The 13,744-nt window shown below is 45.2% G+C and carries 14 protein-coding genes; 6 read left to right on the top strand and 8 right to left on the bottom strand.

The window, feature by feature from the left end; translation table 11 throughout:
* Positions 1-72: 72 nt before the first annotated feature.
* Positions 73-483 carry a helix-turn-helix domain-containing protein gene (locus ACN0RF_RS08915; protein WP_034819211.1) on the bottom strand — a complete coding sequence of 137 codons (411 nt, stop codon included), beginning with the start codon at positions 481-483 and terminating at the stop codon, positions 73-75.
* A gap of 217 nt (positions 484-700) precedes the next feature.
* Between ACN0RF_RS08915 and ACN0RF_RS08910 the strand changes: the two genes are divergently transcribed.
* The 5 genes from ACN0RF_RS08910 (at position 701) to ACN0RF_RS08890 (ending at position 6,358) form a co-directional block, all read left to right on the top strand.
* Complete coding sequence (locus ACN0RF_RS08910) at positions 701-1,474, top strand: type IV toxin-antitoxin system AbiEi family antitoxin domain-containing protein (RefSeq protein WP_034819209.1); 774 nt, start codon at positions 701-703, stop codon at positions 1,472-1,474.
* A 6-nt stretch (positions 1,475-1,480) separates the two neighbouring features.
* A complete protein-coding gene (locus ACN0RF_RS08905) occupies positions 1,481-2,425 on the top strand; it encodes a nucleotidyl transferase AbiEii/AbiGii toxin family protein (protein ID WP_034819207.1) in 945 nt (314 codons plus the stop codon).
* A gap of 96 nt (positions 2,426-2,521) precedes the next feature.
* The gene (locus ACN0RF_RS08900) at positions 2,522-2,872 is read left to right on the top strand and encodes a helix-turn-helix domain-containing protein (protein WP_417438742.1); all 351 of its coding nucleotides are present in this window, start codon (positions 2,522-2,524) and stop codon (positions 2,870-2,872) included.
* 14 nt (positions 2,873-2,886) lie between these two features.
* Positions 2,887-4,182, top strand: coding sequence for a type II toxin-antitoxin system HipA family toxin (locus ACN0RF_RS08895; protein ID WP_417438741.1), 1,296 nt, complete (start codon positions 2,887-2,889; stop codon positions 4,180-4,182).
* A 307-nt stretch (positions 4,183-4,489) separates the two neighbouring features.
* Positions 4,490-6,358 carry a CocE/NonD family hydrolase gene (locus ACN0RF_RS08890; RefSeq protein WP_417438740.1) on the top strand — a complete coding sequence of 623 codons (1,869 nt, stop codon included), beginning with the start codon at positions 4,490-4,492 and terminating at the stop codon, positions 6,356-6,358.
* A gap of 38 nt (positions 6,359-6,396) precedes the next feature.
* On the opposite strand, the gene ACN0RF_RS08885 is transcribed toward ACN0RF_RS08890, so the two are convergent.
* The 3 genes from ACN0RF_RS08885 to ACN0RF_RS08875 form a co-directional block, all read right to left on the bottom strand.
* The gene (locus tag ACN0RF_RS08885; protein WP_417438739.1) at positions 6,397-6,714 is read right to left on the bottom strand and encodes a chaperone modulator CbpM; all 318 of its coding nucleotides are present in this window, start codon (positions 6,712-6,714) and stop codon (positions 6,397-6,399) included.
* Positions 6,714-7,673 (bottom strand): DnaJ C-terminal domain-containing protein, encoded by a 960-nt coding sequence (locus ACN0RF_RS08880; protein WP_417438738.1) that lies wholly within the window; start codon positions 7,671-7,673, stop codon positions 6,714-6,716. Before ACN0RF_RS08880 ends, ACN0RF_RS08885 begins: the two co-directional genes overlap by 1 nt.
* 134 nt (positions 7,674-7,807) lie before the next feature.
* Complete coding sequence (locus ACN0RF_RS08875; protein WP_417438737.1) at positions 7,808-8,224, bottom strand: YqaA family protein; 417 nt, start codon at positions 8,222-8,224, stop codon at positions 7,808-7,810.
* A gap of 122 nt (positions 8,225-8,346) precedes the next feature.
* On the opposite strand from ACN0RF_RS08875, the gene ACN0RF_RS08870 reads away from it, so the two are divergent.
* Positions 8,347-8,682, top strand: a complete 336-nt coding sequence (locus tag ACN0RF_RS08870) for a zinc ribbon domain-containing protein (RefSeq protein ID WP_417438736.1) — start codon at positions 8,347-8,349, stop codon at positions 8,680-8,682.
* A 31-nt stretch (positions 8,683-8,713) separates the two neighbouring features.
* Here ACN0RF_RS08870 and ACN0RF_RS08865 read toward each other — a convergent pair whose 3' ends face one another.
* From ACN0RF_RS08865 to dps, 4 genes are all read right to left on the bottom strand, one after another.
* Complete coding sequence (locus tag ACN0RF_RS08865) at positions 8,714-9,556, bottom strand: bifunctional transcriptional activator/DNA repair enzyme AdaA (RefSeq protein ID WP_417438735.1); 843 nt, start codon at positions 9,554-9,556, stop codon at positions 8,714-8,716.
* Between the two features lie 158 nt (positions 9,557-9,714).
* Positions 9,715-10,803, bottom strand: a complete 1,089-nt coding sequence (locus ACN0RF_RS08860) for a DUF2891 domain-containing protein (protein WP_417438734.1) — start codon at positions 10,801-10,803, stop codon at positions 9,715-9,717.
* Positions 10,804-10,840: 37 nt separating this feature from the next.
* Positions 10,841-13,003: a S9 family peptidase gene (locus ACN0RF_RS08855; protein ID WP_417438733.1), complete on the bottom strand. Its 2,163-nt coding sequence runs from the start codon at positions 13,001-13,003 to the stop codon at positions 10,841-10,843.
* A 188-nt stretch (positions 13,004-13,191) separates the two neighbouring features.
* Positions 13,192-13,707: a DNA starvation/stationary phase protection protein Dps gene (gene dps, locus ACN0RF_RS08850; protein WP_417438732.1), complete on the bottom strand. Its 516-nt coding sequence runs from the start codon at positions 13,705-13,707 to the stop codon at positions 13,192-13,194.
* Positions 13,708-13,744 lie beyond the last annotated feature (37 nt).

Genomic DNA, 13,744 nt, shown 5'->3' with positions numbered 1-13,744 from the left:
TACTTGCCAGAACATGTTTAACTCCCTTTACGTATAACGGTTCTTTTTCAACAGGTCTTTGCCTATTATTCTTTACCAAACTTTCCGGCTATCTGCTCTGTTTACCAATTTACTTATTAAGTAAGCAGCTAAGAAAAAAGCAGGCGTCGCAAAAATGTCTGGATGCATAATCCAGGTTGCCAGTCCCAGTAACACGCTTAAGTACTCGACCCAAACGAGTTTATTTCTTCTATTGACGCCAAACAAACTTAATTTGAACCAGACCGGTTGTTGCTTCCAGTATTTAGATTCTTTATCAATCACAGTAATTTCCTCCGTTAGCTTCGACACATCAACTTCGAATACAGAGGCCAGTGATTTAAGAGATTCCATACTTGCTTTATTGCCGCTTTCTATACGTTGAATTGTTCTTACACTCAAGCCTGACATTATCGCTAATTGTTCTTGAGACCAATTTTTACGTTCTCTCAATTTTTTAATCATTCAAATTCTCCTGGTATCTGTATTCAGGCTCAATGATGAAGCAACAACGTCGGTGTCGGTCACGAAATATACACGACAGACGGGCGACACTAACTGTAGTGGTCAAGAGAAGCTAACCACAGGTTTACGATTTTCCTGTGCCTTCAGTTTGACTAATTCATTATACACGTCAATAATTAACGTGTATAAAGTATATTGCAAACCAAAAGAGCATCACATGTTAAATCATGAAGCGGGCAAAACGCTAAAGCAAAAACTTCCTCTCGGTATGATAGCAACAAAGCGTTGGCTACAAGAGCAGGGCTTGAGTTTGCACTATATCGACAACTCCGTCCGACGAGGAGCTTTAATCGTTGCTACGCCCGGGGTCTATTATCGCGAAGAAGCTTACCCAACCTGGCAAGGTGTTGTGGCTTCATTGCAGCGAATAGCTACGTTCGCAGTCAATGTGGGGGGCCTGACAGCTCTAGAGTTAAATGGTGTAAGCCATTACGTAAATCAAAGTGGAAAACCTACGATTGGTCTATATTGTCCTGAGAAGCTGCCTGTATGGGTTGATAAAATTGGTGTGGAAGCTACTTTCGAATGGCATGGAACGAAGCGATTGTGGCCAGAATCACTCATGCGCGACCAGCGCGTTCTCCGTCCTTATGAATGGTCAAAAGGTTTGCCGGAAATAACGTATTCTTGTGTTGAAAAAGCTTATCTGGAAGTGCTCAACGAGGTACCTAAACATATCAGTTTTGAGCATGCTGATGCGCTGCTTCAGGGGTTGCATAACTTATCACCCCGGAAGTTAGATACGCTGCTAAAAAACTGCCTTAATGTCAAAGTAAAACGGCTATTCTTTTGGCTAGCGGAGCGCAATCAACAGCCCTGGTTTAAACGTTTAGTGTCAACAGACTACGATCTAGGCTCAGGTAAAAGAGCTATCGCGGTAAATGGTCGCCTGGAAAGCAAATGGCAGATCACGGTACCCAAGGAGATGTAAATTATCATGGATAGAAATAGCATTTATTATCGGCAGGTTCAGTTGCTTATGCAGGTGTTACCATTTGTTGCGGCTCATGACTGCTTTGCGCTCAAAGGCGGCACAGCGATTAACCTATTTGTCAGAGACTTTCCGCGACTGTCGGTTGATATTGATCTCGTTTTTCTACCTATGATGGATCGAGATGAAGCACTTAATACGATCACTAGTCACCTGGAGAAAATAGGTAAAAAGCTCACAGCCGAAATTCAGAATGTGACTGTCATACGCCCATTTGAAGTCAAAAAAGACGCGCTCCGTTTATTGGTGGAGCGTGAGGTTCGCGGTACAAAGGTTCAGATAAAGATAGAACTGTCACCCGTACTTCGAGGAACTGTCTACAAACCGACAACCTTGAGTGTTACTGAAGCGGTGGAAAATGAATTTGGCTTCGCAGAAATTTCCGTGGTTAATTTCGCCGATCTCTATGCTGGTAAGATTTGCGCCGCGCTCGACCGGCAGCACCCCAGAGATTTGTTTGACGTAAAACTACTTCTGGATAACGAAGGCTTCACTGATGATATTCGTAAAGCGTTACTTGTTTATATTGTCAGCCACCCCCGTCCTATTTCGGAGTTATTACGACCCCATTTCAAAGATATTTCCGAACTTTATGAGGGGGAGTTTAAATCGATGGCGGACATCGATGTCCCATTCGCGGAGCTTGTGGCTGCGCGTGGGAAAATTGTAAAACTCATGCATGCGGCATTTACTGACGAGGAGAGGTCGTTTCTTTTGACGTTTAAATCACGCAAACCGGATTGGTCATTACTCGGACTTGATGGTGTTGATCGGCTACCGGCGGTTAGGTGGAAGCTGAAAAATCTTGGAGAAATGAGTGAGGAAAGACATCGGAGAGCTTATAACAGACTTGTGGATGCACTCAATTCAGTGGGTTTAGTTACGAGATAATCCATATATGCATTATTTGACTATATTCCATATATAAACTAAATTTTTATATTCTCTATTTAGTATAAATGCCTATATTCTATATAAGGAATTAAAATGCGAATCACCACTCCCGGTTCCTTGGGTAAATATATAGCACAACGGCGACAGGAAGCTGGTTATAGCCAAATGGAATTAGGCAAACGGATTGGTAAAGATCAGCGTTTTATATCCCGTGTTGAGACCAAAACATCATCCATTACTTTCGCTAACTTAATGAAAGTAATGGCTGCTTTGGACATTCGGTTCGATATTTCTAATTCCGCAGATGACGGTTATGAAGTCTTAAATAGGGTCAGGAAAGCGTCTGTGGATGAAAATCTCCCGCAAACCAAGCATCGGCCTCTTGATGCGCTTAAGAGCAATCGTAGGCCTATTGTGATTCGAAAATCACCACCTAAAAAGTAAAAGGAAGATTCGTCATGCCAAGGCGCAAGGCTACACGAGAATTACATTGCGGGATTAATGGAATAAAAGTAGGAACCGTAAGGCGGAAAAGTGGCACCTTCGAGTTTATTTATGATGATGAATGGTTGGGAGCAGAATATGCGCATTCGATAAGCTTGTCACTGCCAATGACATCTAAACGACATACAGGCGAGCGCGTTCGTTATTTTTTTGATAATTTGTTGCCAGATAATGAAGAAGTTCGTCAGCAAATTGTTGATAGAATCGGCGCTTACTCAACAGACACTATGGATTTGCTATCAGCTATCGGGCGTGACTGTGTGGGAGCGTTATCTCTTTCCTTAACGGAAATACCTCCAGAACCATCTATGCAGATGAACCCGGTCGATGAGAATGAAATCAATGAGATTTTAAATCATGCGGTTACCGGGCATACCCTCGGAATGGGGGATGACGATACTTTTCGTATTTCTATTGCCGGAGCTCAGGAAAAAACAGCATTAACCTATCACCGTGGTCAGTGGCATCAACCGATAGGTAACACTCCTACAACCCATATTTTTAAAATGGCTATGGGAAAGTTACCTGGTGGCATAAATATGGAGCAAAGTGTCGACAATGAATGGTTTTGTTTACGCTTTATGCATCATTTAGGGTTTGATGTAGCGCACGCTGAGATAGAAGTTTTTAGTGAGCAAAAGGTACTTGTTGTCGAACGTTTTGATAGATATACGGATGAAGATGGTCAAATTTTAAGGATAAGCCAGGAAGATATGTGCCAGGCTCTGGGCAGAGCCGGGCAATCGAAGTATGAGGATAAAGGAGGTCCGGGCGCTTTTGAAATATCGGATCTGCTCGCAACGAGTCAGCAAGGTTTAAAAGATCAGCAAGTGTTTTTTTTGAGTCAATACGTATTCTGGTTACTGTGTGCTATTGATGGTCATGCAAAGAATTTCAGTGTTTATTTGGACGCTTCGGGTTATTGGTTAACGCCAATCTATGATGTCCTTTCAGCGTATCCAACCCTAGGTAAAATACAGCCGAAAAAAGCTAAAATGGCAATGAGGGTAAAAAGTAAAAACTCCCATTATCATTGGCATAAAATTTTACCTCGGCATTGGCCTAATCATGCCAAATTTTCTGGCCTTTCCCCCGATATTGCTCAAGAATTAATTGGTGCGATAAATGAGGAGTTGCAGGGTGCTCTTGATAAAACCTGGGCTGATGCTCCCGAACACTTTCATCAGGAAACAGGAGAACAAATAACCAAAGGCGTTCTGGATCTAGCAAGGAAAAAACTGCTGATATGAACGATCTAAAAAGTTATTTGGAAGTGTTCCTTCATTAACCCAGAAGGATACTTGCCAATCATGGTGGCGTGTCCCGTGGCGCTCAAAGCTGGCTCCCCAATACAAGATGGCTGTAGCAGTCGATATTAACGCGAAGACAGAGAGTTTTTGGGACTTCGGCGGCCTTCCCACAACTAAAACTTTGAACAAACACAAGACTTGCTACTGAGTGGTTTTGGATTTATAACAAAGAAAGGTCGAACACGGCTATCCGCGGCATCCATTCGAGGTGGTAAACGAGTTAATTCAATAATAAAAGGGACAGAATATGAAGGTTGTTATACGCAGCTTTTTGCTGGCTATATGTTTACTAACGGTGAACTCCGCATTTAGTAAACAAAATGTAGCTGATGAAAGGGAAGCCTATATCAGGGCAAACTACACCAAATATGAATATCAGATCCCAATGCGTGATGGTGTGAAATTATTCACGTCGGTGTACGTACCCAATGATACCAGAAAATCTTATCCTATTATGATGCAGCGAACGCCTTATCGCGTTGCACCGTACGGGGTAGACCAGTATAAAAAACGTTTGGGACCGAGCGAAGCATTTGAAAAAGACGGTTTTATTTTTGTCTTCCAGGACGTGCGCGGCAAGTTCATGTCGGAGGGGGATTTCGTCAACATGCGCCCGCAGGATGCCTACACTCGCGGAAAGAACGCAACGGATGACGCCACAGATACGTACGACACGATTGATTGGCTCGTAAGCAATATCGAAGGTAACAACGGCAAAGTCGGTATGTGGGGAACCTCTTACCCCGGTTACTACACGTCGGTGGCATCAATTAACAGTCACCCTGCGCTTAAGGCTATTTCACCTCAGGCTCCTATTGCCGATTGGTTTTTTGATGATTTTCATAGAAATGGCGCTTTCGTCACGCCCATGGCTTTCATATTTTTTGATACCTTCGATAAGCAGCGCGATGGCACCTTCGCTTACTGGCCTGAAGGTATGAAAACTGAAACGCCAGACGGCTATCAGTTTTTCAAAAATCTTGGGCCACTTTCCAATGTAAACGATAAGTACTTTAACGGTGAACGCCCATTTTGGAATGAGATTATTCAGCACCCCAATTACGACGATTATTGGAAGTCGCGAAATGTTTTACAGCACTTATCAAACACTAAGCCTGCCACGCTAGTTGTTGGCGGTTGGTATGATACAGAAGACCTTTACGGACCGCTTTATACCTATCAAACCATGTCAGACAACAATAAGAAGGATCATGTTCAACTGGTAATGGGGCCCTGGTATCACGGTCAATGGCAAAGCGAGCAGGGCGGTACTGAACTTGGAGAGGCTCATTTTGGTTTTGATACCAGCGCTTGGTTTCAAAGAGATGTGTTGCTGCCATTTTTTAAAGAGCATCTAAAAGGCGCCGATGAAGCCAATCTGGCTAAGGCAACCATGTTTGAAACAGGCAGTAATCGCTGGCGCCGTTTCGATGCCTGGCCGCCTAAGGATACATCTAGAGAAACCCTGTATTTAGCAAATGACGAAAAAATCGTTGAGCAGGAAAACAATACGGGTAGCAGCGAGTACCTAAGTGATCCTAACAAGCCGGTCCCTCATTCTGCCGAAATCAGTCGCGGCTGGGATAGACCATACATGGTAGAAGATCAGCGTTTTACGGCGAGAAGACCTGACGTTCTGGTATTTGAGACCGATACGCTGGAATCGGACTTAACAATTGCCGGCGCCATCGACCTTAACCTATGGTTCGCTACCAATAAATCAGCGGCGGATATTGTGGTGAAGCTTGTCGATGTCTTTCCTTCCATTGATGAGAATACCAATAAGGCTGACATGGAGCGCGGGAACCGCCATGAGCTTGTGCGTTGGGGCGTGTTACGAGGGCGCTTTCGTGAGAGTATGAGTGAGCCTAAAGCATTCGTTCCAAATCAACCAACTGAAATTGGGTTTGAGTTGTACGATGTTTTACATACGTTCAAACGCGGGCATAAGCTGCAGATTCAAATACAAAGCAGCATGTTTCCGTTTCTGGATATTAACCCCCAGAATTACGTTGAAAACATTTTTAATGCAAAAGAGAGCGACTTTACAAAGGCAACTCATAAAATTTATCACAACTCTGAGTATCCGAGTTCGATAAGCTTTAACGTGCTTTAATCGACTCCGACCAGACGTTTGATTTACCGGCGGCTCTTCTAAATTTTTCTATTGAGCCGCTGCTTCAACCTGTGGTTCTCAGCTTTTATCTGCTCAATTTCATCAAGCAGGTTTAGCACTAAATAGAGATCGGCCCAGTCTATATTTAGATCCCGGTTGAGACGCGCCGCCTTTTTTACTGTCATCACAGAGGTAACATGAAATATCCACTGACGTGGGTGTTCTCCGGTGACTGGTACCGCAATTTCATGCTCAATCAGCTCAAGCATGGTTTCGGCGCTGACATTTGCAGAAAGACAGAGCTCTTCGAAACTCAGGTGAAAATTGGGTGAGTACACTTGTTGTAAGGTTGTCATTATCTATCGCTCCATTCGCGACGAGGGTCAAAGGTTTCGCTGTCCGCGAGCTGAGCCCAAAGGGTCTTACTGTTTTCATTTAGTGAGGATGGCATCACAATCTTTATTGTGGCAATCAAATCGCCATTTGAGAGCTTCCCGACCAAGCCTTTGCCTTTTACACGTAAGCGCTGACCTGCCTGGCTGTAAGCTGGAATGGTTAGTTGAACTTTGCCAGAGAGCGTCGGCACCTCTACTTTAGTTCCCAATGCCGCTTCCCATGGCGCGAGCGGTAAGGTGAGCAAAAGATTATTGGCTTCCACATCAAATAATGGATGCGGAAGTAATTTGATAGTTAAGTAAGCATCGCCGCTTGGGGCGTTACCGTAAGCCGGGGCACCTTGTCCTTTTAGTCGAATACGTTCGCCATCCCGTGCGCCAGCAGGAATTTTTACTTTGAGCGATTTTTTTACTTGCTGCTGGTAACCTTGTTGGTCATAAACCGGAATAACGAACTCAATTTGTTTGGTCGTGTCGGCCAAGGTGTCTTCGAGCATAACCGGCCAGTCGAATTCAACATCAGCTCCTTTGGCTTGGTTGGCGTCCTCATACCAAGGTTGCTGACGATGTTGTTGGCGACTGCGTGAACCTGCTGCTCCAAACACTGAGTTAAAGAAGTCAGTAAAGTCCTGATTACCCATCGCACTATTATTAGTGTGATAGTTGGTGCTCGATTTCCTATTTTGATTGTTATAACCGCGTTTGCGAGCCTCGCACAAAGCATCATATTCAGCACGCTTTTCAGTACTATGTAATACTTCATAGGCTTGGGCTACGCGCTTAAAATTCTCGGCTGCATCTGGTAACTTGCTTACATCGGGATGATACTTTCGGCCGAGTTTGCGGTACGCGGTTTTAATTGCTTTACTATCGGCGGTCGGCTCTACACCCAGTACTTCGTAATAATCAATAAACTCCATTGCAAAGCCTTATGTTCGTATTATCGAACCTGAGTATAGCTTTAAAGAAAATTTTCGTCTGTGTTCACAGATTAAAAAAAACAGGTCACCGTTTTAGAGTGAATCCGGTAGGTGTAATGGTGCGATGAGAGCTATTAAAACAACTGCGTAATACCCAGCAAAATAGCGTAGCGGCCAGCTTTACTAATGAAAACCAGAATCAAAAATTGCCAGAAGGTTAATCGCAGCATACCGGCTATAAACGTAAGAGGATCGCCAATGAAGGGTGCCCAGGCCATCAGCAGCGACCACTTACCAAAGCGTTCAAACCAGCGATGACCACGGGCAAGAGATTTTGGTTTGAACGGGAACCAGCGGCGATCCTGATACCGTACCAAAAAACGACCCAGAACATAGTTGACCACTGACCCCAGCGTATTACCGATTGAGGCCAGCCACCAGGTTATCCAGACATCGTAATCCATGCGCTGGGCTGCCACGACCACAAACTCAGACTGAGCAGGCAGTATTGTGGCGGCCAGAAAGGCTGTCAGAAATATACTTAAATACATAAAATCCTATTACGTGGCACAGCTTATAACGGATGTCATCAGCGTAATGGAAATGACAAACACAAAAGTTTTTGACTACACTAAATAATGAACACTCATCAATAAAACAGAGAGGTACTTTAATGGCATTCGAAAAATGTCCAAAGTGCGAAGACCAGGTACTGGATAATAACTATAGCTGCCCGGCCTGTGGTTTTGTGAAGAGTGAAAAACCGGAACAAGAGAACCAACCGGGCGAGAACAGCGCGATTACCTCCGAGAACACATCGAAAAGCTTGCAGATACAAGGCGTGTTATCGCTCGTTATTCTTATCGTGGGTGTGCTTTGGTTTTTTCTAACCTCCGAGGAATCTCAGCAAAGTAACGAAATCAATGTGATACCTCTGGTTATGTTTATCGGCGGTCTTATCTGGTACATCGTGACGCGCTTTCGAATCTGGCGTTCGCACTCTTCTTAAATAAGGGCAATAACGCGGTTATCGAGCGATGCTACTGCTCTATGGGCTCTTCGTGCAGGGACTCCCATGCCTGAATCATCTCTTTCTTCGTTGAGCCCCAGCGGTAGCCGCCCAAAGCGCCGCTTTTCTGAATAACACGGTGACACGGAATTAGCATGGCAACAGGGTTTGCGCCAACAGCATTACCAACCGCCCGAGACGCTTTAGGGTAACCCAACGCATTGGCAATTTGGGAGTAACTGGCCAGTTGTCCCGATGGTATCCTCAACAAAGCTCGCCACACGGCCACTTGAAAATTAGTGCCCATTACGTGCAATGACAAGGGGTTAGACTGCCCGTCTTTTAATCGACTAAACAGTACGTTAGCCACATAGTTGGTCGCGTTGTCGTTTCTTACGAGCGAGGCTCTGAGCCAGTCTTTATGCACACTGGCAAGTATCTCGTCAACAGCTCTGGAGCCCAAAAACTCAATGCGGCATATGCCCCGTGGAGTAATTGCGACAAATATCTTACCAAAAGGCGTTTCATTTACGCCGTATTGAATAGTAACTCCCTGGCCTCCGTTCCTGTATTCACCCGGCGTTACGGCTTCTAGCTTCACAAAGTGGTCATACAGTCGGGAGCCTCCACTTAGACCCATGCTGAGGGATACGTCCATTAGAGAGCCTTCGTCCTTCAGCAGTCGCTTGCTGCGTTCCAGGGTAAGAGCCTGCAGGAAACGTTTCGGTGTGGTGCCTGCCCATTTACAAAACACCCGATGGAAGTGGAACGGACTGAGATGCACATGAGCAGCAACGTCTTCCAGGGGTGGCTGGCTCGATACATGCTCTGACATATAGGTCATGGCTTTTTCAATACGGATATAATCAGACATAACCATCACCTTTAGATACGATTAATTGATATACCACTATCCAGAAGTGGTAAAACCTAAAGCATCAGACGCTAGGAGTAATGCTGGCTGAGCTATTAATCATAGAAGGCTTTTTAGCTGATGCCGACCCGAAGCTTGCTCTTTAGCAAACCCAGCAATTACTGCTGGGCTTGATTTAACGCCTGAATAGCAAAGCTGCCAAGCCAGTGACCACCTTCGTAGCTATCGCCGATTAGATTAGGGTAGGAGTGCGCCATATGCTTATCGGCTATTTTGCGTAAATGCCTGTACTGCGGGTATTGGTTAGCCAGCGCATAGAGGTTCCAGGCGCGGCTAAAGTTTAATCCGTCCAGATGAACCAGTTTGCCATCGGTTCTGTCGCCAACTTTACCTACCGCCAGACTGAATTCTGGGTCAGCGAGTTGCGGCATAAAATCATCTAGCCAGGTTAAAAACTGCTGCTTCGGCAGAACGCGCTGCATTAAGCCAATTTCTTCCAGGCAGGGCGAAAGAAAGTCGTAGCCGCTTGGTTCCCAGCCTATGGGGCAGTTTTTATCTTCCAGAAAATAGTCTTTCGCGCGTTTGGCAATTAACTGCTGCAGTTCGTTGTGCTGCTGGTTAACGGCATAGTCGTAGGCGAAACTTAAGCCAAAGGCCGTGTTGGTATGCTCGCCCACCCGCACTGGGTAAACTAATCGAGGTAAGAAGTTGATATAGCGATCAACAATTAAATCGGCTAATGGTTGTAAGTTAGCGGCTAGGTCTTTGGCCATAGGGTCCTGCCAGGAATGGAGCTCGTTAGACAGCTTTAACAACCAGGCCCAACCGTAAGTGCGCTCGAACGAGTCATTAATATCTTTACTGAAAAAGTCGACTTCGCGCGCCACTTTTTCAGCGGTTAAATTACCTTTAAGTATGGCTTTGACTTCGTCGGCCTGTTCTAAGTTTGGAAACTGACGCAATAAAGTCATCATTGACCAATAACCATGAGCAGCGCTATGCCAGTCAAAGCAGCCATAAAAAATCGGGTGTATAACCGAAGGTTCCTTTAAATCATCGGCACTTCCCAGTATTACTCCCGTTTTGTATGGATAAGGTGTCTCGACACAATGCAGTGGTAGCTCCACCAGCTTATTCGCTTCGGACAAGGTTAGGCTGTGCGAAGATGTGTGCCCGGTGTCGGCAGCCTGAGTGAACAGACTAACCGACATAAGTAGGGCACTGCTTATAATGCCGCGAATATTCATAATGTTGCCTTATAGGTTCGAGACTGTGTGAACTGGCTCATTTGCTTTTCAGTAAATCGAGAAAGAAAGCGTATTCCAGCGCCGTGTTTTGCAAGCGCTTAAAGCGCCCGGAAACACCGCCGTGGCCCGCTTCCATTTCGGTTTTAAACAACAGCAGATTATCATCGGTTTTATAATCTCTGAGTTTGGCAACCCACTTGGCTGGTTCGAAATACTGCACTTGTGAGTCAAATAGGCCGGTGGTTACCAGCAGGTTAGGGTAGTCTTGAGCGCTAATTTGATCATAAGGTGAATACGACAGCATATAGTCGTAATAAACTTTCTCTTTCGGGTTACCCCACTCGTCAAACTCGTTGGTAGTGAGAGGAATACTTTCATCCAGCATGGTTGTTACAACATCGACAAAAGGTACATGTGCCGCTACGCCAAGGTATAGTTCCGGCGCCTGATTGATCACTGCGCCCATTAACAGACCACCAGCACTACCACCCATGGCGAAGACTTTATCCTTGGCGCCATAGCCTTGCTCAACCAATGCCTTAGTGACATCGACAAAATCATTAAAGGTGTTTTGTTTTGTCAGTTTTTTGCCGTCTTCGTACCAAGGGCGCCCCAGCATTTGCGAGCCGCGAATATGGGCTATAGCAAAGACAAACCCGCGATCCAGTAAGCTTAGACGGTTGCTGCTAAAGCTGGGTTCTGAAGTTGAACCGTAAGAACCGTAGCCATATTGATATAGTGGGTTGGTGCCGTCTTTTTTGAATTTATCCTTACGGTAAACCAGTGTTACCGGTACCTCAGCACCGTCCCGGGCGGTGACAAACAACCGTTCGGAAGCATAGTTTTCAGGCTTAAAATCGCCCACTACTGGCTGTTGCTTTAACAGGGCTTTATCCAGGCTGTTCAGGTCCACATTATAGTGGCTACCCGGAGTGGTCATACTGGTGTAGTAAAGGCGCAGCTCAGGGTTATCGGCTTCTTTGTTGCCATAAAAATACAGCGTGTAAGCTTTATCCCGGAAGGAAATCTCTTGTTCATCACCGGTGTTTAAATTACGCACAAACACCTGTGTCTGGCCTCGCTGGCGCTGTTTATAGACCAAATGCTGGTCAAACAGCTCAATGTCTTCCAGCCGCGTGTCTTCTTTATGTGGAATAACTTCCTGCCACAGCTGTTTATCGCCAAGCTTGTCTGCGCTTACCCGCATCAGACGAAAGTTCACGGCATCCAGATTGGTCAATACATAATAAGCATCGCCGTGTTTGGCGATGCTGTATTCCAGGCCGTCTTCTCTTGAGACAAAAGGTACAGGCTTGGCGTTGGGATCATTGGCATCGATAAGTGATACAGCTTTAGATTCAGTTGCGTCATGGACAATATAAATTTGAGAGTCGTCTTTACTCTTGCTGATGCCGGTGTAAAAGGTTGTGTCTTCTTCTTCGTAGACCAGTTCATCTTGTTGCTGTTCGGTACCCAAGGTATGACGATAGACTTGATAGCCGAGCAGGGTTTCCGGGTCTTTCTTTATGTAATAAAAATGCTGTCCGTTGTTGCCCCAGACTATACTCCCCGACGTATTTTTGATTTCATCCGGGAGTAATTCGCCGGTCTTCATATCCTTAAGTTTAATTTCATACATACGACGGCTAACGGTATCTTCACTATAGGCAAGAATCGCATCGTCCGGGCTAACTTCAAGGCTGCCTACAGAGTAATAATCTTTACCTTCAGCAAGCTCATTAACATTTAACAAAACTTGCTTATCGATACCGGAAAAATCTTTACTGCGAACGTAAATAGGGTACTCGTTATCGCCGCGCATTTCTGTTGAGTAATAGTATTCGCCGTCACGTACCGGTACGGAGTTATCATCTTTGGCAATGCGGCTTTTCATTTCTTCAAACAGCTTTTGCTGCAAATCTTCCGTGTGAGCAAGCATCTCATCCGTATAAGCGTTCTCTGCCTCAAGATAAGCTAGTACTTTAGGGTCTTTACGTTCATCGTCCCGCATCCAGTAGTAATTATCGATGCGGGTATCACCATGAATAGTCATTTCATGAGGGACTTTTTCTGCAACCGGAGCTTCAACGCTTTTTTTAGAGGTCGATGAGCTGGTTTCGGTATTTTGATTCGCGGGAGAACAGGCCTGCAGTAATGCGGCACCTAATAGAGCAATATAAACGGGACGAAGCTTTTGCATGTGGCGATCTCGTTATGATTATTATTTTAATTCAAATGATATTAACAAAGTTATAATTTGTTAGCTATATCGGGGGAACCCCGCAGTGATAGGAAGTTCTTAACTGCAGTAGTTTGGCTTTAAGAGCAAAAAAGCCCAACAACATGGTTGCCAGGCTTCCGGAGTGGTTTACTAATTGTACAAATTAATTAGCTTTTGAGTTCACCCGATGCTGACTCGATATGAGCACGGACAAACCACTGGAATTGCTCAAGCTCGGCGAGTTGGCCAGTGAGCATGTCTTCCGAAACAGGGTCAAGTTCAGAGAGTTTATTGAGCGCGTCTCTGTGGTCTTTATTTACACCGTTGTACACTTTATCAAGTGCAACTAAATGTTCAGTGACCAGACCTCTGCCTATCGAATAGTCTTTCCATGAACGGCGGTCCACAATTGACTGCGGGGTACCGGCGGGAACGCCGCCCATAGTGGCGATGCGCTCTGCGATGGTATCGGTCATTTCACGAATGCTATCAACCTGCGGGTCCAGCATTTCATGTACGCCAATAAAGTTTGGACCAACCACGTTCCAGTGAACATGTTTAAGCGTCAGTTGGAGGTCAAGCAGTGCGACCAGGCGGTCGTCGAGTAGTGCTATAGCGTCTTGGGCAGACTTGTCTTTAATCCCAGGGGCCGTGAATTCAGCTGTTTTATCACTTGTATTCATTATTCCTCCTGTTATTTGTTCATCACCCCTTTATACG

It is taken from the genome of Idiomarina sp., assembly GCF_048260185.1.
Taxonomy (GTDB): domain Bacteria; phylum Pseudomonadota; class Gammaproteobacteria; order Enterobacterales; family Alteromonadaceae; genus Idiomarina.
This window is presented reverse-complemented; position numbering and strand designations above follow the sequence as displayed.